This is a genomic window from Thiopseudomonas sp. SA1F2-1K (genome assembly GCF_057443035.1).
In genome coordinates this window covers 834,530-854,476 of the sequence record NZ_CM172014.1, presented here as the reverse complement: position 1 = coordinate 854,476, position 19,947 = coordinate 834,530, and the positions used below count along the sequence as shown (strand labels likewise).

Here is a 19,947-nt window from a genome sequence, read left to right as displayed (position 1 = left end):
TAGCTTAAGTACAGCTACCTTTAATTAGTTGAATAAACCAGCAAAAAACAAACGAATACTATCCCATAAACGACCAAAGAAACCCGCTTCTTCAATGGCCTCTAAGGCGATCACATTCTCTGTTTTTAAGACTTTATCTTCTAACATGACATCCACTGTGCCCACCACATCACCAGCAGCAATCGGTGCAACTAATTGAGGCTGTAAATTCATGTTAAGCACTACTTTTTCCGCTTGACCACGGGGTAAGGTTACCGCCAAATCAGTTGCTGTGCCCACTTTCAGCTGATCAGTTTGACCTTTCCAAACCCGCGCATCGGCCATCGAAGTGCCTTTACGGTAAAAGGTTTTACCTTCATAGAAACGAAAGCCATAGGTTAGCAGCTTTTGTGTTTCAGCGGCGCGCGAGGCTTCGCTAGTGGTACCAAACACTGAAGCAATTAAACGCATGTCATCGCGTACTGCAGAAGCCACTAAGCAATACCCCGCTTCATCGGTATGCCCGGTTTTTAAGCCATCTACCGAGCTATCACGCCACAGCAAAAGGTTACGGTTGGGCTGCTTAATGCCATTCCAGGTAAATTCTTTTTCCGCATACAATGCGTAATGGGCAGGATCATCATAAATAATCGCCCGTGATAACTTGGCCATATCCATCGCTGAGGAATAATGATCCGGTGCTGGCAAGCCAGTGGCATTTTTAAAGTGAGTATTGCGCAAGCCTAATTTGTTGGCTTTACGGTTCATCACTTCGGCAAAGGCCTCTTCGGTACCGGCTAAATGCTCCGCTAACGCAACGCTGGCATCATTACCGGACTGAATAATAATTCCGCGTAATAAATCCTCAACCGAGACTTGGCTGCCCACTTTAATAAACATTCGCGAGCCGCCGGTCCGCCAGGCTTTTTCACTGACCGTCACCAAATCAGACTCTGCTAATTTGCCCTCTTTAATTTCTTGGGTGGCAATATATGAGGTCATCAGCTTGGTTAAACTGGCCGGTGGTAATGGCTCGTCGGCATTATGCTCAACAATCACCTGCCCAGTCACCGCATCCATCAGTACGTAAGACTTCGCTGCCAGCTCTGGCATAGCCGGTACCGCTGAGGTATTTGCCCAGGTAGCAGGAGCTACTACAACACTCGCTGCAAAAAATAAGTGTTTTACATACTGAGTTATTTTCATGCTTACTCTTTTCACAATAAATGAAGTTATTATTCCGTTGCTAACCTTTGCCTTGTTTAACTACTTACAGCACAAGGACTAAAGATTCTCCACCATTAATTAATATCTACTACGGTTCCAGCACCTAATGCTGCAGCAGCTAATTGTTGCTGCAATTGTTCAGCCTGTAAACGAGAGTTTACTGGCCCCATGCGCACACGATGCAGCACCTGATTATCGCGGGCAATTGAGCTCACCTCGACCGGCACCTCTACATGTTGCGCCAGTTTATCACGGAGCAACTGCGCGGCATCAGGATTGGCAAAAGCACCCATCTGCAAATAATGCCCAGGACGCTCTAATGCTGACTCAGACACCTGTAGCGGCAATAAGGCTCCCGCATGCTGGGTCACTGGCGGAGTATAAACCTCTGTCGTTCCAGGTGCAGGCTCTGGCACCTGCACCTTAGCTAAATGTGCATCGGTAAGCCCGCTCGGCACCGGTTGTCCACGGGCTGCCCACCACGCCACAGGATCAATTCCTTCTACTCGCACTCGCGCTACACCTTTCTCGGCATAACCTAATCGCTTAGCTGCAGCAAAGGATAGATCAATAATACGATCCGAGTAAAAGGGGCCGCGGTCATTAACCCGCAACGTAACCTGCTTACCATTATCTAAATTAGTGACCTTCACATAGCTGGGTAAGGGCAAGGTTTTATGCGCGGCGGTCATGCCGTACAAATCATAGACTTCCCCATTGGCGGTATTTTGTCCATGGAACTTAGTGCCATACCAAGAAGCCGTTCCCTCTTCGCGATAATTATGAGCATTTTGAATCGGGACATACTGCTTGCCAAAAACCACATAGGGGCTGGCTTTAAAGTTACCGGTATGGGGCATTGGCACTGCATCAGGGATATTAGACATATCCACATCCCACCAGGGCGCCCCATCATTACCTGGCCGCTTAAAATTATTAGGACCGCTAATTCCTGCAGCTTTACCCGAGGTTGTGGCCCCTGGTTGTTGCGTGGTTTTAGTACTACAGCTAATGAGTGCTAGGCTCAAGGCAGATAAAGCCAGCACTTGAAAAGCGGGTTTAAGCATCGATGATTAATCCTTACGTGCTTTTTTAATTAATTGAGCTAAATCATGCACCGCCATGGAGTACATGGTGCTGCGGTTATAGCGGGTAATCGTATTGAAGTTTTGTAATCCCATCCAATATTCAGTGCCTTTTACCCCCTCAAACTTGAAGGTCATTACCTGTAAGTCTGCAGGCAATGGTTTTTCTGGCTGCCAGCCCAGCTTGGCCAGTTCAGCGACACTTTTAGTGTCATCAATTTTTTCGCCTAAGCCTTGATCTACCTTGTCACCACTGACTTTAGCCCGCACCACCACTGCTTCACCGGGTTGCCATTTATGCTTGATAAAGTAGTTGGCAACACTGCCGATCGCATCGGTTGGATTGGTCCAGATATCAATGTGACCGTCATGGTCAAAGTCTACCGCATAAGCACGGAAACTACCGGGCATAAACTGCGGTAACCCCATAGCGCCGGCATAGGAACCGGTCGGTACCAAGGGATTAATTTGCTCTTCCCGGGTTAGCAGTAAAAACTCTTTTAACTGTCCGCGGAAAAATGGTGCCCGGGGCGGATAATCAAAACTTAAGGTCGATAAGGCATCAATCACTCGGTGCCCTCCGGTATTACCACCGTACATAGTTTCAACCCCAATAATCGCTACAATATACTCCGCAGGCACACCGTACTCTGCTTCAGCACGGGCTAAGGCCTCATGATTTTTCTGCCAAAACTGTAAACCCCGGTCAATCCGCTGCTGGGTGATAAAGATTGGGCGATATTCTTTCCAGGTTTTTACCCGCTCGGCAGGCCGTGAGATAGCATGCAAAATATTTTGTTTCTTATTAGCCTCTGCAAATACTTTGTGCAGTGACTCAGGAATAAAGCCATGTTCCGCAGCCATCTCCTGAATAAATTCATCCACTAATGGATTACCGGCCGCATAGTTATCAGCGGCACTTGCAGAAGCCGCAGCAAACGCAGCTCCGGACGTTAATGCCAGAGATAAAATAATTTTTTTCATGTTAAACGTTACACCTTGCATTAACAAAACCTTAAATCAGTTTACGTAATCCATTTACGGTGAGTGTGCACTGCCATTAACAAGCCAAAGCCAGCTAAGAGCGTCACAATAGAAGTACCACCGTAACTAATAAAAGGTAATGGCACACCCACTACAGGCAATAAGCCACTTACCATACCAATATTTACCAACACATAAACAAAGAACGTCAGGGTAATAGAACCGGCCAATAACTTGCCAAACAAGGTTTGTGCCTGTTGAGCAATCCGCAACCCGCGAAAAATAATTAACCCATAGACCGCCAACAACAACACAATCCCTATCAAGCCAAACTCTTCGCCTAGCACTGCCACAATAAAGTCGGTATGACTTTCAGGTAAAAAATCTAAATGTGATTGAGTACCATGCAGCCAACCTTTACCCCAAATTCCACCTGAGCCAATCGCGGCTTTCGACTGAATAATATTCCAACCACTGCCTAAAGGATCCGACTCAGGATTTAAAAAAGTGAGTACCCGCTGCTTCTGATAACTGCGTAAAAAAAACAGCCACATGATAACAGCAAGAGGCACTACCGCGGCAATTGCTGAAACAATCCACTGCCAGCGCAAACCGGCTAAAAACAACACAAAAATCCCAGAGGCTGAGATCAAAAGTGCTGTACCTAAGTCTGGTTGCCGAGCAATTAAAGCAAAAGGCACGGCGATCAAGACCAATGAAACCAGTAAATGTTTAAAACGTGGCGGTAAATTATATTGCGAAATGTACCAAGCAATGGTGATCGGCATAACCAGCTTCATTAATTCAGCAGGCTGGAAACGAATCACCCCCGGAATATTAATCCAGCGGGTAGCCCCCATGGCGTTATGCCCCATGACTTCAACCACACCCAATAAGGTCACGCCAATGCCGTAGCCAAGCAAACTCCAACGGGCTAAAAAACGCGGCTCAAACTGAGCAATAGCCAGCATTAAGGCTATGCCCAAACCAAAAGAAACCGCTTGCTTAACCAATAAGTCAGTGTTTTTACTGCTAGCTGAATACAACACAAACAGACCGGCACAGACCAAGATCAGCAATAACAATAAAAGCCAACCATCAATGTGTAAACGCGCTAACCAGCTACGATGACGCAATAACACATCACCTTCAGGTAAGTAACGATCAAAATTACGATTCATGGCTGCACCTCAGCTGGAGTACGTGGCTGGCGAAACGCTTCCTTTAATTGCCCCCGAGCATCTAATAGCCAAGCATCCATGACTTGCTTTGCCACTGGCCCCGCCACCCCTGAGCCTGACTCACCATTTTCAATCATCACCGACACGGCAATTTCAGGACGATCAGCGGGTGCATAGGCGACAAATAGCGCATGGTCACGGTAACGCTCATTTAATTTGTTACGGTTATAACGCTCGCCCTGCTTAATCGCTACTACCTGGGCAGTACCACTTTTACCGGCAATCCGATAGGCAGCATTTTGCCCAACCTTACGTGCTGTCCCCCGCGCACCATGTACTACTGATTCCATACCGCGCTTAGCTAAAGTCCAGCTGCTAGCGTCTTTAAACACAATATCAGCAATTGGCTCGGGATCTACCGGTGGTTGATCGCCAATCAAGCGGGCTAAGCGCGGACGCCGCCACACCCCATTGGTGGCCATCAATACCGTCGCTTGGGCCAACTGTAACGGCGTCGACAGCATATAACCCTGACCAATGCCTAAAATCAGGGTTTCTCCCGGGTACCATACCTGCTTAAACCGAGCGCGCTTCCATTCCCGAGACGGCATAATGCCGCCGGTCTCTTCAAACATATCCAAAGCTACCCGCCGACCAAAACCAAAGCGAGTCATGTATTCATGTAAACGATCAACCCCCATACGGTGGGCTAGGTCATAAAAATAGGTATCATTGGAGCGGGCTAAGGCTAAATCTAAACTCACCCAACCATCGCCCCAGCGGTTCCAGTTACGAAATTTATGGCTGTTATTGGGCAGCTGATAAAATCCAGGATCAAACACCCGACTGGTGCCAGTGATCACCCCCGCATCTAAAGCAGCGGCAGCGATCATCGGTTTAATGGTCGAGCCTGGCGGATACAGTCCGCGTAAAATACGGTTATACAGTGGTTGGTCTGGCGAATCGCGCAGCTCAGCATAGGCTTTAAAACCAATGCCAGTAACAAACGGGTTAGGATCAAAGCTTGGCTGACTGACCATGGCCAACACTTCACCGGTGTTAACCTCAATCACCACAATCGCCCCACGACGATCAGCTAAGGCTTTCTCGGCGGCTTCTTGTAACTTAACGTCAAGGGTTAGATGTAAGTCTTGGCCAGAAACCGCCTCGACTCGATTGAGTACCCGCAGCACTCGCCCTCGGGCATTGGTCTCTACCTCTTCGTAGCCCACTTGCCCATGTAATTGCTCTTCATAAAAACGCTCAAGGCCGGTTTTACCGATATGGTGAGTACCGCTGTAGGCCACATTATCAATGCGCTTGAGGTCCCGTTCATTAATTCGCCCAACATAACCCACCGAGTGGGCAAAATGCTCTTTTTGCGGGTAAGTTCGCACCAGCTTGACATCCACCTCGACCCCCGGCAATCGAAACTGATTAACCGCAATTAAGGCAATTTGCTGCTCATCTAGCTCAAATAGAATCGGAATCGGCTCAAAAGCGCGCCGCCCTTGGCGTACCCGGCGCTCAAACAGTTCACGGTCTTCTTCCGTCAGCTCTAACACCTCAACCAAGGTATCTAATACCGCCGGCCAGTCACCGGCCCGCTCACGGGTCAGCGTTAAACTAAAACTTGGGCGGTTATCAGCCAGAATTACCCCGTTACGGTCGTAAATTAAGCCCCGGGCCGGTGGCAAGGGCTGCACATGAATCCGGTTATTTTCAGCTAGGGTTGAATGATGCTCATACTGAATGACCTGCAAGTAATACATCCGCGCCAGCAGTATCACCAGCACTACTACCACCAAGCCTGCCCCTATGGCTAATCGCTGACCAATTAACCTGGCATCTCGCTCATGATCTTTTAAGCGAATCGGAGACGTCATGCAGCACTCATCTTCGGCTAGTGATTATTTGTGGTAAGGATGTCCCGCTAGAACGGTCCATGCTCGATAGATTTGCTCACCTAACAACACCCGCACCAGCGGATGGGGCAACGTTAATGGCGACAACGACCAGCGCTGCTCGCTTTTAGCACAGACTTCAGGCGCCAAGCCCTCAGGGCCACCCACCATTAAGTTCACCGTGCGTGCATCCAAGCGCCAAGCATCTAATTGCTCGGCTAATTGCTCGGTACTCCAGGGTTTGCCTTCTACTTCCAAGGTCACCACCCGCTCACCGGGCTGTACCTTAGCCAGCATAGCCGCACCTTCTTGACGAATCAGGCGCTGCACATCAGTATTTTTACCGCGAGTCGAGAGTGGAATTTCCACCAGCTCAAGGGTAATTTCTGGGGGCAAGCGTTTTACGTACTCTTGCCAGCCCATTTCTACCCAGCGCGGCATTTTACCGCCCACTGCAATTAGCCGAATCCGCATTAAGACTGGCTCACTTCAGCCTGTTGCTCGCGACTTTCAGCCGTACCTTGCCACAGACGCTCTAAGTCATAAAACTCACGGGTAGCCGGTTGCATGACATGCACCACCACGTCATTCAGATCCAGTAAGGCCCACTCGCCTTCGCTTAACCCTTCGTTACCTAAAGGTTTTACCCCTTGGGCTTTAACTTTTTCCAGTACGTTCTCAGCCATGGCTTTAACTTGACGGTTAGAAGCACCGCTCGCGATTACCATTACATCAGTCACACTGGTTTTACCCCGAACATTAATTACCGTAATGTCTTTACCTTTTAACTCTTCTAAGGCGTCTACTACGATTTCAACCAGTTGCTCAGTTTGCATAAATTCTCTTTCTCTAAATTAAGTCATCGCCCGATACAGGCGATGGGTATCGATATAGTCTAATACGGCATCGGGCACCAGAAATTGGGCCGATTGCCCAGCGGCTAAACGCTGGCGAATCTGGGTCGCGGAAATAGCCAAGGGGGTTTGCCAGACAAAGGCTATTTGCCCACTGGCACCCTGCAAAGCATTCACATTAGCCACCGATTTGGCCGCCACCAAATCTTTAAGCACTTGCGGTGCTTCAGTATCGGCATCTGGCCGCTGCAACACCACAATGTGGCAATGGGTTAACAGTGACTGCCACTGATGCCAGCTGGGTAAGCCACAAAAGGCATCCCAGCCCAACAGCAACAGCAGTTGATCATCAGTTGCCAGTTCAGCGCGCAATGATAGCAAGGTATCTATGGTCCACGAGGGTTTATTTCGTTTTAATTCACGATCATCCACCGTCAACACCGGCACCTTAGCCACCGCTAATTGCACCATGGCTAAGCGTTGCTCAGCACTCACCATCGGCGTTTCACGGTGCGGCGGCTGGGCACTGGGGATCAAACGTAGCTCATCAAGCTTATAGGCTTCGGCCACCTCAAGCGCACTACGCAAATGCCCGATATGCACCGGATCAAAGGTGCCACCGAGCAAGCCAATGCGTTTAGCCACGAATGTGTCCATCACCAAAGACCACGTACTTCTCACTGGTTAACCCCAGCAAGCCAACCGGACCACGGGCATGCAGTTTATCGGTAGAGATGCCAATCTCTGCGCCTAACCCATACTCAAAGCCATCGGCAAAGCGCGTAGAGGCGTTAATCATCACCGAGCTGGAATCCACTGCGGTTAAAAAGTGGCGCGCATCGGTAAAGTTTTCCGTCACTATGGTATCCGTGTGGTGTGAACCAAAGTGGTTAATATGCTCAATGGCCGCTTGTAAATCATCCACCAGTTTAATCGCTAAAATCGGTGCGTTGTATTCGGCGTACCAATCCTCGTCACTGGCTGCGGTTAAGGCCGGCCCATATTGATCAGCTAACAGTGCCATGGTTCTTGGGCACACCCGTAGCTCTACCCCTTTATTGAGCAACAGCTCGGCCAAAGGCCGTAACACGCTATCAACCTTACTGGGATGAACCAATAAGGTTTCCATGGCATTGCAAGGCGCGTAGCGTTGAGTTTTGGCGTTATCGGCAATTCGAATCGCTTTAGCGTCATCTGCCGCCTGATCAATGTAAACATGGCACACCCCATCAAGGTGCTTAATCACTGGCACTTTCGCATCACGATTAATCCGCTCAACCAAACCTTTACCACCGCGTGGCACTATCACATCCACGTATTCAGGCATGGTAATCATTGCCCCCACCGCCGCGCGATCAGTGGTCTTTACCACCTGCACCGCAGTTTCTGGTAACCCGGCAGCGGCTAAGCCTTGGCTAATGCACTGGGCAAGCGCTTGGTTAGAATGAATCGCTTCAGAGCCGCCGCGCAAAATAGTGGCATTACCGGATTTTAAGCACAGGCTGGCGGCTTCCATGGTCACGTTGGGCCGCGACTCATAAATAATACCAATCACCCCTAACGGAACCCGCATTTTCCCCAGCTGAATGCCTGAGGGCACATAGCGCATATCCTGAATTTCACCAATCGGATCCGGCAAGCTGGCCACCTGCTGCAAGCCTTCGATCATCTCATCAATGCGCGCCTCATTGAGCATTAAGCGATCTAACATCGCCTCGTCTAATCCGTTCTCACGGCCTTTGGCCATATCTTCGGCATTGGCCGCTAAAACCTGCTCGCGGGCTTTATCTAACGCTGTGGCAGCGGCTAAGAGCGCCTGATTTTTTTGCGCGGTGGCTGCCGTGGCTAATACCCGTGACGCCAAGCGTGCACTTTGACCTAAACGCTGCATATAATCGAGAACGGACTCAGTCATGGATTAACTCTCATCTCAAGGTGATCGGAGCTGGGATTATAGCCATGTACAACAGGAAACGCACAAAAGAGTTTATCCTCGGTCTATGCCCCATAAAACTGATCTTTATTACCGGTTCACCGCTGACTAGGAGCCTCCTCTATCTTGACTCGTCCGCACTATCAACGTTTTCCCCAAATCCTCGCTGCACATGCTTTGCCTTGGACGGCTTATCCCCTAGCTGCTGGCTTTTTTCAGCGCGACGCACAACGCTTGGCCCAGGACTTGCTGGGCTGTGTCATTCGCTTTAAGCATCCATCGGGGTTGTGGTTAAGTGCACGCATCATTGAAACCGAAGCCTACTATTTGGCCGAGAAAGGCAGCCACTCCTCCTTGGGTTACACCGAAAAACGCAAAGCGCTGTTTATGCCAGGTGGCACTATTTATATGTACTACGCTCGGGGCAAGGATTCGATCAACTTTAGCGCCCAAGGCCCTGGCAATGCGGTGCTGATTAAGTCCGGCTTTCCTTACTTTGATCAGGCCTCGCCCCAAGCGCTGTGCTTGCCACAAATGCAAGCTAATAATCCACCGGCCAATCCCGCCGCAGGCCCACGTCCCAAGGAGCGATTATGCGCCGGACAAACTTTGCTGTGTAGGAGCTTAGGCTTAACCGTACCTGAATGGGACGCTCAGGCATTTGATTACCAGCGACTTTTTGTTGAAGATTGTGGTCTGCTTCCCTCACAGATTATTCGTACTCGCCGCTTAGGAATCCCTCAAGGACGAGATGAGCATTTGTTTTATCGCTTTGTAGATGCCGACTTTGCACGTTTTGCCACCCAAAATCCGCTGCGCCGTGGTCAGCTAGAAGGCTTAGATTATACGGTGGTTTCCCCCCATGCTTGACACCCTTACTGCATGGCTAAGTGCTAACCCGCACTGGCTGCACTTAAGTATTTTTATCGTGGCTTTTTTAGAGTGCTTGGCTTTAGTCGGTATTATTCTGCCCGGCGTCGTCTTGATGATGGCGATCACCGCGCTCGCCGGCGCTCATCAGCTACCCCTGTGGCAAGTGATTGCTGCCGCCTGGCTAGGCGGTTTACTGGGCGACATCCTGTCGTTTTGGTTTGGCCAGCGTTTTAAAACCAGCATTGCTAAGCTTCCGTTAATTCGTACCCATCCTGAATGGCTAAGCCATGCCCAAGTTTATTTCGAGCGCTTTGGGGCTGTTAGCTTATTGATTGGCCGCTTTATTGGGCCTTTGCGGCCTATTTTGCCAATGACTGCTGGCATGTTGGATATGTCTAAAGCTAAGTTTATCGCGATCAGTTTGCTGGCAGCACTAGGCTGGGCGATCGCCTACTCAGTGCCTGGTTGGTTAGTGGGAGCCGCCTTAGATCACCCGACCCCCGAACACTTTTGGCCGGAAGCACTTAGCGTATTAACTATTGTTTGCTGTTTAATTGGTTTGGCCAGCTATGGCAGTCTGCGCCAGCACCGCTGGGCCAGTATTACAGCTGCGATTGCCTGTTTGTTGAGCTTACTGGCATTGGTGATTGGCTGGCGTTATCTGGCCGTGTTTGATCTCCATCTGCATCAATCATTACAACTGATTCGCTCCAGCGGGCTGGATCGATTCATGGTGCAACTGACGAAACTGGCCGATATCCAAACCCAGGTGCCGTTAATTGGATTAATTTGCAGCACCCTCTGGCTGTTAAAACGGTATCGCGCTGCTTTATATGTGGGCTTGGTTACCTTAAGCGCCACTGTGCTTAACACCTTACTTAAGCACCTAATCACCCGCCCCCGCCCCGAGTTACTGATTGAGCCCCTATCTGGCTTTAGTTTTCCTAGCGGCCACACCGCTGCAGGCTTTGCCTTATGTTTAGCACTGGGGGTTTTAGCCGGACGCGAGCAAATCCCCCGCGGCCGTTTAATTTGGCTAGCGATTGCCGCGGTGCCGGCTTGCCTAATTGCGATCTCTAGGGTTTATTTGGGTGCCCACTGGCCGACTGATGTGATTGCTGGGGCCATTTTAGCTAGCTTAAGCAGCGCTGTGTGGTTAGCCATTATGCAGTGGGAGCAACCGATGGCCGCTTTAGATAAGCGCCAGTGGTCAATTGTCGGGGCGGTAATGGTCTTCAGTTTACTGATCTTTACCCACTGGAATCTGGCCCAATCCCTTGTCCTGTATCAGTACTAAGCTAACCTGGACTAAACCCAGCAAGCAGGTCTGGCTACAGCGTAGATTAGCGTGACTAAAAAGCGCTGCGCGTTCACTTTTTAGCCCAAGCCACGTATAGTTTGGGCTTTCCTGTTGATTGATTGGCGCTCTAACGCCTTTATGTGTATGAGGTTTTGTATGAAGTTTGCTGGCACAGAATCCTATGTGGCAACCGAAGATCTTAAACTGGCGGTTAACGCAGCCATTACTTTGCAGCGCCCGTTACTGGTTAAAGGTGAGCCAGGAACCGGTAAAACTATGCTGGCTGAACAATTAGCCGAAGCCTTTGATACCGAGTTAATTACTTGGCATATCAAATCCACCACCAAGGCCCATCAAGGACTCTATGAGTACGATGCGGTCAGCCGTTTACGCGATTCTCAGCTTAACTCAGAAAAAGTTCACGATGTACGTAACTACATCAATAAGGGCAAGTTGTGGGAAGCCTTTGAAGCCGATAAGCGCGTTATTTTGCTGATTGATGAAATCGATAAAGCCGATATCGAGTTCCCCAACGACCTGCTGCAAGAAATCGATAAAATGGAATTCTACGTCTACGAGACCGATGAAACCATTAAAGCCAAAAACCGCCCGATTATTATTATCACTTCGAATAACGAAAAAGAATTACCCGACGCCTTCTTGCGTCGCTGCTTCTTCCATTACATTGCCTTCCCTGATCGCGATACTTTGCAAAAAATTGTCGACGTACACTATCCAGGCATTAGCCAAGAATTGGTTAACGAAGCCTTAGAAGTGTTCTTTGATATCCGTAATGTGCCTGGCTTAAAGAAAAAACCTTCAACTAGCGAACTGGTGGACTGGTTAAAACTGCTCATGGCCGACAATATCACCGCCGATGTGCTGCGTGAGCGCGATACCACCAAAGCCATTCCGCCACTGGCCGGTGCCTTGGTAAAAAATGAGCAAGATGTGACCTTGCTGCAACGTTTAGCCTTTATGAGCCGCCGCACCCAACGCTAAGGGGTGCCTAGCGCTTAGCTCAAAGCCATTGACTTGCGAGGCCCTTTAGGTGTTATTGAACTTATTTAATGAAATGCGTGCCGCCAAAGTGCCGGTTTCCGTGCGGGAGTTATTAGACTTAATTAACGCGCTGAAGCATAACGTGGTATTTGCCGATATGGATGAGTTTTACTACTTATCCCGCGCGATTTTAGTCAAAGACGAGCGTCATTACGACAAATTTGACCGGGCATTTGCTGCCTATTTTAAAGGTCTTGAAAGCCTTGATCAGCATATTGAGGCGTTGATTCCAGATGAATGGCTGCGCCGCGAGTTTGAACGTCATCTAAGCCCCGAAGAGCGCGCGCAAATTCAGTCCTTAGGCGGCTTAGATAAGCTGATTGAGGAGTTTAAAAAGCGCTTAGAAGAGCAAAAAGATAAGCACCAAGGCGGCAATAAGTGGATTGGTACAGGTGGCACCAGCCCCTTTGGCTCTGGTGGGTATAACCCTGAGGGCTTTCGTCTAGGTGATGCCGGCAAACGCCAAGGCCGAGCGCTCAAAGTCTGGGATCAGCGGGAATACCGTAACCTAGATGATCAGGTAGAACTGGGTACGCGCAACATTAAAGTTGCCCTGCGTCGCTTGCGTAAGTTTGCCCGCCAAGGCGCCGCCGATGAGTTTGATCTGCATGGCACCATTGATCACACCGCCAAAGACGGTGGTCTGTTAAATATCCAAATGCGCCCTGAGCGACGTAATACCGTTAAGTTGCTGGTGTTATTTGATATTGGTGGCTCTATGGATGCCCACGTTAAAGTCTGTGAAGAGTTATTTTCTGCGTGCAAAACCGAGTTTAAGCACATGGATTATTTCTATTTTCATAACTTTATTTATGAGTCGGTCTGGAAAAATAACTTCCGCCGCGCCACCGAGCGTTATTCCACCTTCGATTTGTTGCATAAGTATGGCAGTGACTATAAGGTGATTTTCGTCGGTGATGCAGCCATGGCCCCTTACGAAATCACCCAAGCGGGCGGCAGTGTTGAGCACTGGAACGAAGAAGCGGGTTACGTGTGGATGCAACGCTTCACCGAGAAGTTTAAAAAGCTCATTTGGCTGAATCCGTTTCCCAAACATACTTGGCACTATACTCAGTCGACACAACTCACCCGCGAGTTAATCGACGATAAGATGTATCCGCTAACCATTGAAGGCCTTGAAGAAGGCATGAAGTATTTAGCGCAGTGATCAAGGGGCGATTCCGCCCCTCTACCCATCCTGTCCTACGCTTTACCCCGTCTTCCCGGGCTTGACCCGGGACCCATGGTGGTTTGAGCTACAACGTGCGTTGGTTACTGAGGTGCCGGATCAGGTCCGGCACGACGTGGTTTTTAATCTGCTTTACAGAGTTGAGCTTGGTGTAACTTTTAGCTTCAGTGCATAAATGCACGCCCTACGCACTAACCCCCACCCGCCCAGACATCCCCGTCGTGCTGAACTTGTTTCAGCATCTCAGGCCGCAAAGTATGGATAGATTCGTGGCAGGGCTTGGATTTACCTGGGTTCACGGGCGTGCGTTGGCTCCTGAGGTGCCGGACTGAATCCGGCACGACGGATTGAGAGTATGGCGGGTTGGAAGAATGACAACTGCTGAGCCATAAACACCACGCTACCCCCGTCTTCCCAGGCTTGACCCGGGATCCATAGGGGGTTGAGCTACAACGTGCGTTGATTCCCAAGGTGCCGGATCAAGTCCGGCACGACGATTGGGGGTTGGGGTTTGATGTGCGTGGGTTCACGGGCGTGCATTAGGTCCTGAAATACCGGACTAAATCCGGCACGACGGATTAAGAGTATGGCGGGTTGGAAGGATGACGATTGCTGAGCCATAAACACCACGCTACCCCAACCCCGTCTTCCCGGGCTTGACCCGGGATCCATGGAGATTTGAGCTACAACGTGCTTTGGTTGTTGAGGTGCCGGATCAGGTCCGGCACGACGTGGTTTATAGTTGGTTGGTGCGCGATATGTGGTACAACGCTTGTGCTGCCAGTTTAGGCTTTTAGTAAGTGCTGGAGGATGGTTTTGACTTTGCTCATGCCACCGTTTAGCGCTTCTTGGATTTGCGACATGGTGATAATGCCTTCAGATTTACCCGCTGCTGGGTTGACCACCAAGGATAAGCAGGCATAACTCAGGCCTAACTCGCGGGCTAATACGGTTTCAGGCATGCCCGTCATACCAACGATATCGCAACCATCGCGCTCCATACGGGCTATTTCGGCGATGGTTTCTAGGCGTGGGCCTTGGGTGCAGCCGTATACGCCACGATTACTGCAACTAAAACCACAGGCAGCTACTGCAGCAATCAATAAGCGACGCAGATTTTCATCATAGGGGTAACTAAAATCGACATGGGTTACCTGCTGCAAATCCCCTGCATACAGCGTATGTTCACGGCCTGAGGTGTAGTCAATAATCTGATCGGGAACACATAGCTGTCCAGTGGTCATCTCTGAGGTAATGCCACCCACCGCATTAATCGCAACAATTTTATCGGCGCCTAGTGAGCGTAATGCCCACAGGTTTGCACGGTAATTCACCTGGTGCGGTGGAATGCGATGCGGATGACCGTGGCGAGCTAAGAACAGTACCTCACGACCGGCATAGGTGCCACGCAAGATATCCGCCGAGGGCGCACCGTAGGGGGTATCAACCAAGGTCGCTTGCTGAATTTTTAAGCCTTCTAACTGGGTTAAACCGGTGCCACCAATAATTGCATACTTACTCATGGACTCATCCTTACAAAAGCGCGCTAAATTAGCTGCGCAGAGCGTAATAAAGTGACCGCTTGCTGCCAGCGAGGTGCTTGGCGATAGGCCGGATTATAAGCATAACGCCCTTGTAATGCAGCCAACTTGCTGCACGGCGCTATGGCATTTTGTTGCAGAAAACTCAACGCTTGTTCTGCCGCGCTGCGATCATTACATACCAGCCCGACATCACAGCCAGCGCCTAATGCGGCAGCCACACGCTCGGCCGCGCCACCGGCAACTTGTGCACCGGCCATGCCTAAATCATCGCTAAAAATCACCCCAGTAAAGCCTAACTGCTGACGCAGCACCTGTTGTAACCAGACCGAAGAAAATCCAGCGGGCTGCGTATCAACTTGGGGATAAATCACATGGGCTGGCATAACCCCTGCTAAGCGGGGTGCTAATTGGGCAAAGGGCTGTAAATCACTTTGACTAATCTGCTCTAGGCTCCGCTCATCATAGGGAATGGCCACGTGGGAATCAGCTTCGGCCCAACCATGACCCGGAAAATGTTTACCCACCGCTGGCATCCCCGCCTCAGCCATGCCTTGAATAAAGGCCCCCGCTAATGGGGTAACTTGCTCTGGCGTATGGGCAAAACTGCGGGCACCAATGACCTGGCTGCGCCCATAATCCACATCGAGCACCGGGGCAAAACTAAAATCAATTCCTGCATTTAGCACTTCAGTGGCCATCAGCCAGCCACACGCGGTGGCCAGTTGCTGTACTGCTTTCAACTGTTCTGCAGCCTGTGCTGGATTGACTGGCGTCTGCGAGTGAAAGGCTAACTCACCCAAACGCCCCATCGCCGGTAACGCCACAGTATCACGCCGCAAGCGCTGGACTCGGCCACCTTCTTGATCAATGGTGATCAGTAAATCAGCCCGCACCTGACGAACGCTACGACACAGATCCCGGACCTGCGCCGGTGATTCAATATTACGGGCAAATAAGATAATTCCCGCCACTTCGGGTTGACGCAGTAACTGGCGATCTTCAGCAGTTAGCCAAGTACCTGCCACATCAACAATAATCGAGCCTTGCATGATTAATCCTTAGTCTTCCGCTTAAGCGCTGTACTCAAGATGCTCACTAAGCGGACGATAACTGTAATAATTTTTTTGCGATTACTCGCGAATCAACACCTGACACCCCACCGCGAGCTGTTCAAATAACTGGATAATGTCAGTATTACGCATCCGCACACAACCATGACTGAGGGGAACGCCCATCGGTTCGGCATCGGGGGTGCCGTGCAAATAGATATAACGGCGAAAGGTATCCACCGTGCCTAAGCGATTTTTGCCCAGCTCACAGCCACTTAGCCACAAAATACGGCTCAAAATCCAGTCGCGCTCAGGCGCTGCGGCATAAAGTTCTGGGGTGCAAATTTCGCCGGTCCAGCGCCGCCCTTTCAGCACGGCTCCTTCCGGTAAGCCAGCACCAATTTTAGCCCGCACATAATGTAGCCCCCGTGGAGTACAACCCGAGCCATTTTGCTCACCGGGGCCATTTAACGCGGTCGATACTCTGTACTCAGCGACTAATTGCCCATCAGCAAACCCTTGCAGGCGCTGTTCGGTAATAGATATTTCTAAGCGATTAATCATTGAGCTTTGCATCTTGGCTTCCATTAACTTAACTCAGCGCCTCGTACCCTCTGTTAGGTTACGTACCACCTGGGCCTGCTTCAACTGGGGATCTTGCAAACTACTTTCAGCACGCAAGCCTGCTGCCATAAAGGGCACCATCATATTGAGCACCTGCTCCACTGATACCTGTACCCGAAAATCATTTTCTGCCATGGCGCGCAAGGCTTTAATCCCCGACATACTAAACACCGCGCTGCCCATCATAAAGTGAATCCGCCAGAACAGTTCTAAGGGCGGTAAGTTCGGCGCCACCTTAACTAAGAGTAAGGTGTAGCGCTTAAACAATTGATGATAGTTGACTTGCAAATAGCGACGTAAATGCCCCTGGCTTTGGCTAAAGGCCAAGCCCAATAAGCGCATAAAGATCGATAAATCATTGCCGCTGCGGGGCTCTACTGCCAGCATTTGCTTGACCAACAGCGCCAGCAAATCCTCAAGGGTGAGTTGTTCTAGTTGCTGCTCGGTTAAGGCATCCAGTTGCGCGCCTAAGCCTTGGCAAAAAGGATCTAAAAAGCGGCTAAACACCGCTTGGATTAAAGTTTTTTTCGAACCAAAGTGATAGTTAACTGCGGCTAAGTTCACTTTGGCCTTGCTGGTTATGGTACGCAATGAGGTTTCTTCAAACCCTTTATCGGCAAAGAGTAATTCTGCTGCATCTAAGATGCGTTCCATTGTGGTTGCTTGCGCCATATACCGCCAATCCGTCAAACAAAAAGAAAATAAACAAACCTAAGCCAGCGAACATTAAGTGCTGGATAAATTGGACTAATCTAAGGCGGTTGACCAATCAATCACGCCGATTTGCCAAGTTAGTAAAATCAGTAAACCAAAGCCAATTCGATACCAAGCAAACACTGCATAACTGTTGTTAGCAATAAACTTAAGCAATGCCCGTACCGCAATCATGGCAAAAATAAAGGAGGTAACAAAACCAATGGCAAAAATACCGATATCGCTGGCATTGCTAAACAATTCGCGGTGTTTAAACACCGAATACACCGTTGCGGCAACCATGGTCGGCATGGCCAGAAAAAATGAGAACTCAGTCGCTGCTTTACGCGACAAGCCAAAAAACAGGCCACCAACAATGGTCGAAGCTGAGCGCGAGGTACCGGGTACTAAGGCTAAGCATTGGGCGCAGCCAACTTTTAAAGCTTGCTGCCAGGTCATATCATCCACTTCTTTGGCACGCACCTGATGCGGCCGCTTTTCGGCCCACAGCATGACCAAGCCACCCACCACTAACGCACTGGCTACGGTAATTGGGTTAAACAGCCACTGCTCAATGAGGTCAGCGAATAATAAGCCCATAATCACTGCTGGAATAAAGGCCACTAATAAGTTGGCGGTAAACTTTTGCGCAGGCGCCTCACTGGGTAAACCGACCACCACCTGAATAATCTTGCGGCGATATTCCCACATCACCGCCAAAATTGCGCCTAACTGAATAATAATGTTAAAGGCTTTAGCCCGCTGTCCACCAAAGCCCAGCAAGTCGGCCACAATAATTTGATGCCCGGTACTGGAAACAGGTAAAAACTCGGTTAATCCTTCAACAATTCCAATAATTAATGCCTGAACGGCTGTCCACCACTCCACAGACGGCTCCTTAGCTGAGTAATTAGATAGGCTCTTTATCTTTAAAGGCAAAAGCGCAAGATAAAAGCGCGCAGCTTACCAAAGTAAGGCATATTTTCCTTGTTTTTTTTCATTGGCCAACAGCTTCAACCCTTGTCCACTAGGCAAATCCCTAGCTGCATGCTGTAATTTGGCCTCACGTATCGATTAAATTGAGTGTGCTATGACCACGACTGCCCTAATTCATTCGCTGTTAGATACTGATCTGTATAAATTCACCATGCTGCAAGTAGTCTTACATCAGTTTCCCCAGGCAACCGGTAGCTATGAGTTTCGCTGCCATAATAATGATTCGGTGCAATACCCCTTAGCAGAACTCAAGGCTGAGCTAGAACAACAGCTGGATTTACTCTGCCAATTACGCTTCACCACTGATGAACTAAACTATTTACGCTCGCTGCGTTTTATTAAAAGTGACTTTGTCGACTACCTTGAGCTATTTCAGCTAAAGCGCCGCTTTATTCAAGTATCGAGCGATGAGCAGCAACGCTTGCACATTCATATCCAAGGGCCTCTGATTCAGGCGATGTTTTTTGAGGTCTTTGTTTTAGCCTTGGTCAATCAGTTGTTTTTCCAGCGTTTAGATAATCCTCAGGTGCGGGCTGAAGGTGAACGTCGCTTGCAAACTAAAGCGCAGTATCTGCAACAACTTGCCTTATCGGCTAATCCACGGCAAAGCCAATTTTTAGTCGCGGACTTTGGCACTCGCCGTCGTTTTTCTAAAGACTGGCAACGGCATGTGGTGACTACCTTGCATCAAGCTGCCCCTAGTATTATCCGCGGCACCAGTAATGTGTTGCTGGCCAAAGAGCTAGGCATCACCCCAATTGGCACTATGGCCCATGAGTTTTTACAGGCGTTTCAGGGGTTGAATGTGCGGTTGCGGGATTTTCAAAAAACCGCACTTGAGGCTTGGGTGCAAGAATACCGAGGTGATTTAGGGATTGCGCTGACTGATGTGATCACCATGGATGCTTTTTTGGCTGATTTTGATCTGTATTTTGCCAAGCTCTTTGATGGTCTGCGCCATGACAGTGGTGATCCTTATGTATGGGGTGAGAAAGCCATTGAACACTACCAGAGTTTACGGATTGATCCCGCTACTAAAATGCTGACTTTTAGTGATGGCTTAACGCTAGAAAAAGCCTATGCGCTGTATTTGCATTTTCGTGACCGTATTCAAACCAGCTTTGGGATTGGGACTAATCTAACCAATGATATGGGCCTAGAGCCGCTCCAGATCGTGATTAAACTGGTTACTTGTAATGGTCAATCAGTGGCCAAACTCTCCGACAGCCCAGGTAAAACGTTGTGTACGGATTACACTTTTTTAGCTTATTTAAAGCAGGTGTTTAATGTGGATCAGGATTAGCTGAGCTTTCACCCCCCGTCTTCCCGGGCTTGACCCGGGATCTATGTGGGGTTGAGCTATAGCGTGCGTTAGTTGCCAAGGTGCCGGATCAGGTCCGGCACGACGATTTTGGGGGGTAATGCGACGTGCTCCCAACCCCGTCTTCCCGGGCTTGACTCGGGACCTAT

Annotated in this window: 19 protein-coding genes; 5 read left to right on the top strand and 14 right to left on the bottom strand. The window is 49.6% G+C overall.

Annotated features, from left to right (window positions below; genetic code table 11):
• Positions 1-24: 24 nt before the first annotated feature.
• From AC2T15_RS04060 to AC2T15_RS04020, 9 genes are all read right to left on the bottom strand, one after another.
• Positions 25-1,185: a D-alanyl-D-alanine carboxypeptidase family protein gene (locus tag AC2T15_RS04060; protein ID WP_486778810.1), complete on the bottom strand. Its 1,161-nt coding sequence runs from the start codon at positions 1,183-1,185 to the stop codon at positions 25-27.
• A 95-nt stretch (positions 1,186-1,280) separates the two neighbouring features.
• A complete protein-coding gene (locus AC2T15_RS04055) occupies positions 1,281-2,273 on the bottom strand; it encodes a septal ring lytic transglycosylase RlpA family protein (protein ID WP_486778809.1) in 993 nt (330 codons plus the stop codon).
• 6 nt (positions 2,274-2,279) lie between these two features.
• Complete coding sequence (mltB, locus tag AC2T15_RS04050; protein ID WP_486778808.1) at positions 2,280-3,275, bottom strand: lytic murein transglycosylase B; 996 nt, start codon at positions 3,273-3,275, stop codon at positions 2,280-2,282.
• A 41-nt stretch (positions 3,276-3,316) separates the two neighbouring features.
• Positions 3,317-4,456, bottom strand: a complete 1,140-nt coding sequence (rodA, locus tag AC2T15_RS04045; protein ID WP_286592774.1) for a rod shape-determining protein RodA — start codon at positions 4,454-4,456, stop codon at positions 3,317-3,319.
• Positions 4,453-6,342: a penicillin-binding protein 2 gene (mrdA, locus tag AC2T15_RS04040; RefSeq protein ID WP_486778807.1), complete on the bottom strand. Its 1,890-nt coding sequence runs from the start codon at positions 6,340-6,342 to the stop codon at positions 4,453-4,455. The genes rodA and mrdA overlap by 4 nt, the downstream gene beginning before the upstream one ends.
• Before the next feature lie 24 nt (positions 6,343-6,366).
• Positions 6,367-6,834, bottom strand: a complete 468-nt coding sequence (gene rlmH / locus AC2T15_RS04035; RefSeq protein WP_486778806.1) for a 23S rRNA (pseudouridine(1915)-N(3))-methyltransferase RlmH — start codon at positions 6,832-6,834, stop codon at positions 6,367-6,369.
• Positions 6,834-7,196, bottom strand: coding sequence for a ribosome silencing factor (gene rsfS, locus AC2T15_RS04030; protein WP_053101644.1), 363 nt, complete (start codon positions 7,194-7,196; stop codon positions 6,834-6,836). Before rsfS ends, rlmH begins: the two co-directional genes overlap by 1 nt.
• 18 nt (positions 7,197-7,214) lie before the next feature.
• Positions 7,215-7,859, bottom strand: coding sequence for a nicotinate-nucleotide adenylyltransferase (gene nadD / locus AC2T15_RS04025; RefSeq protein WP_486778805.1), 645 nt, complete (start codon positions 7,857-7,859; stop codon positions 7,215-7,217).
• Positions 7,852-9,129, bottom strand: a complete 1,278-nt coding sequence (locus tag AC2T15_RS04020) for a glutamate-5-semialdehyde dehydrogenase (RefSeq protein ID WP_486778804.1) — start codon at positions 9,127-9,129, stop codon at positions 7,852-7,854. Before AC2T15_RS04020 ends, nadD begins: the two co-directional genes overlap by 8 nt.
• 177 nt (positions 9,130-9,306) lie before the next feature.
• Here AC2T15_RS04020 and AC2T15_RS04015 point away from each other — a divergent pair, with 177 nt between their 5' ends.
• The 4 genes from AC2T15_RS04015 (at position 9,307) to AC2T15_RS04000 (ending at position 13,550) form a co-directional block, all read left to right on the top strand.
• On the top strand, positions 9,307-10,017 hold the full coding sequence (locus AC2T15_RS04015) for a DNA-3-methyladenine glycosylase (RefSeq protein ID WP_486779013.1): 711 nt from the start codon (positions 9,307-9,309) through the stop codon (positions 10,015-10,017).
• A complete protein-coding gene (locus AC2T15_RS04010; protein ID WP_486778803.1) occupies positions 10,010-11,317 on the top strand; it encodes a bifunctional DedA family/phosphatase PAP2 family protein in 1,308 nt (435 codons plus the stop codon). Before AC2T15_RS04015 ends, AC2T15_RS04010 begins: the two co-directional genes overlap by 8 nt.
• A 159-nt stretch (positions 11,318-11,476) precedes the next feature.
• Positions 11,477-12,322, top strand: coding sequence for an AAA family ATPase (locus AC2T15_RS04005; protein WP_053101640.1), 846 nt, complete (start codon positions 11,477-11,479; stop codon positions 12,320-12,322).
• Between the two features lie 49 nt (positions 12,323-12,371).
• Entirely contained in the window at positions 12,372-13,550 is a 1,179-nt protein-coding gene (locus AC2T15_RS04000) for a vWA domain-containing protein (protein WP_053101639.1), read from the top strand.
• An 806-nt stretch (positions 13,551-14,356) separates the two neighbouring features.
• On the opposite strand, the gene AC2T15_RS03995 is transcribed toward AC2T15_RS04000, so the two are convergent.
• The 5 genes from AC2T15_RS03995 to AC2T15_RS03975 all read right to left on the bottom strand — a co-directional run bounded on the left by AC2T15_RS03995 (position 14,357) and on the right by AC2T15_RS03975 (position 18,369).
• Positions 14,357-15,094 carry an S-methyl-5'-thioinosine phosphorylase gene (locus AC2T15_RS03995; RefSeq protein ID WP_053101638.1) on the bottom strand — a complete coding sequence of 246 codons (738 nt, stop codon included), beginning with the start codon at positions 15,092-15,094 and terminating at the stop codon, positions 14,357-14,359.
• A 23-nt stretch (positions 15,095-15,117) separates the two neighbouring features.
• Entirely contained in the window at positions 15,118-16,164 is a 1,047-nt protein-coding gene (nagZ, locus tag AC2T15_RS03990) for a beta-N-acetylhexosaminidase (protein ID WP_486778802.1), read from the bottom strand.
• Positions 16,165-16,245: 81 nt separating this feature from the next.
• The gene (locus AC2T15_RS03985) at positions 16,246-16,728 is read right to left on the bottom strand and encodes a L,D-transpeptidase (RefSeq protein WP_053103588.1); all 483 of its coding nucleotides are present in this window, start codon (positions 16,726-16,728) and stop codon (positions 16,246-16,248) included.
• Between the two features lie 33 nt (positions 16,729-16,761).
• Positions 16,762-17,460 carry a TetR family transcriptional regulator gene (locus AC2T15_RS03980; protein WP_486778801.1) on the bottom strand — a complete coding sequence of 233 codons (699 nt, stop codon included), beginning with the start codon at positions 17,458-17,460 and terminating at the stop codon, positions 16,762-16,764.
• 75 nt (positions 17,461-17,535) lie between these two features.
• Positions 17,536-18,369 carry an undecaprenyl-diphosphate phosphatase gene (locus AC2T15_RS03975; RefSeq protein ID WP_486778800.1) on the bottom strand — a complete coding sequence of 278 codons (834 nt, stop codon included), beginning with the start codon at positions 18,367-18,369 and terminating at the stop codon, positions 17,536-17,538.
• Positions 18,370-18,571: 202 nt separating this feature from the next.
• Here AC2T15_RS03975 and pncB point away from each other — a divergent pair, with 202 nt between their 5' ends.
• Positions 18,572-19,780, top strand: coding sequence for a nicotinate phosphoribosyltransferase (pncB, locus tag AC2T15_RS03970; protein WP_486778799.1), 1,209 nt, complete (start codon positions 18,572-18,574; stop codon positions 19,778-19,780).
• The last annotated feature ends 167 nt before the right edge of the window (positions 19,781-19,947 follow it).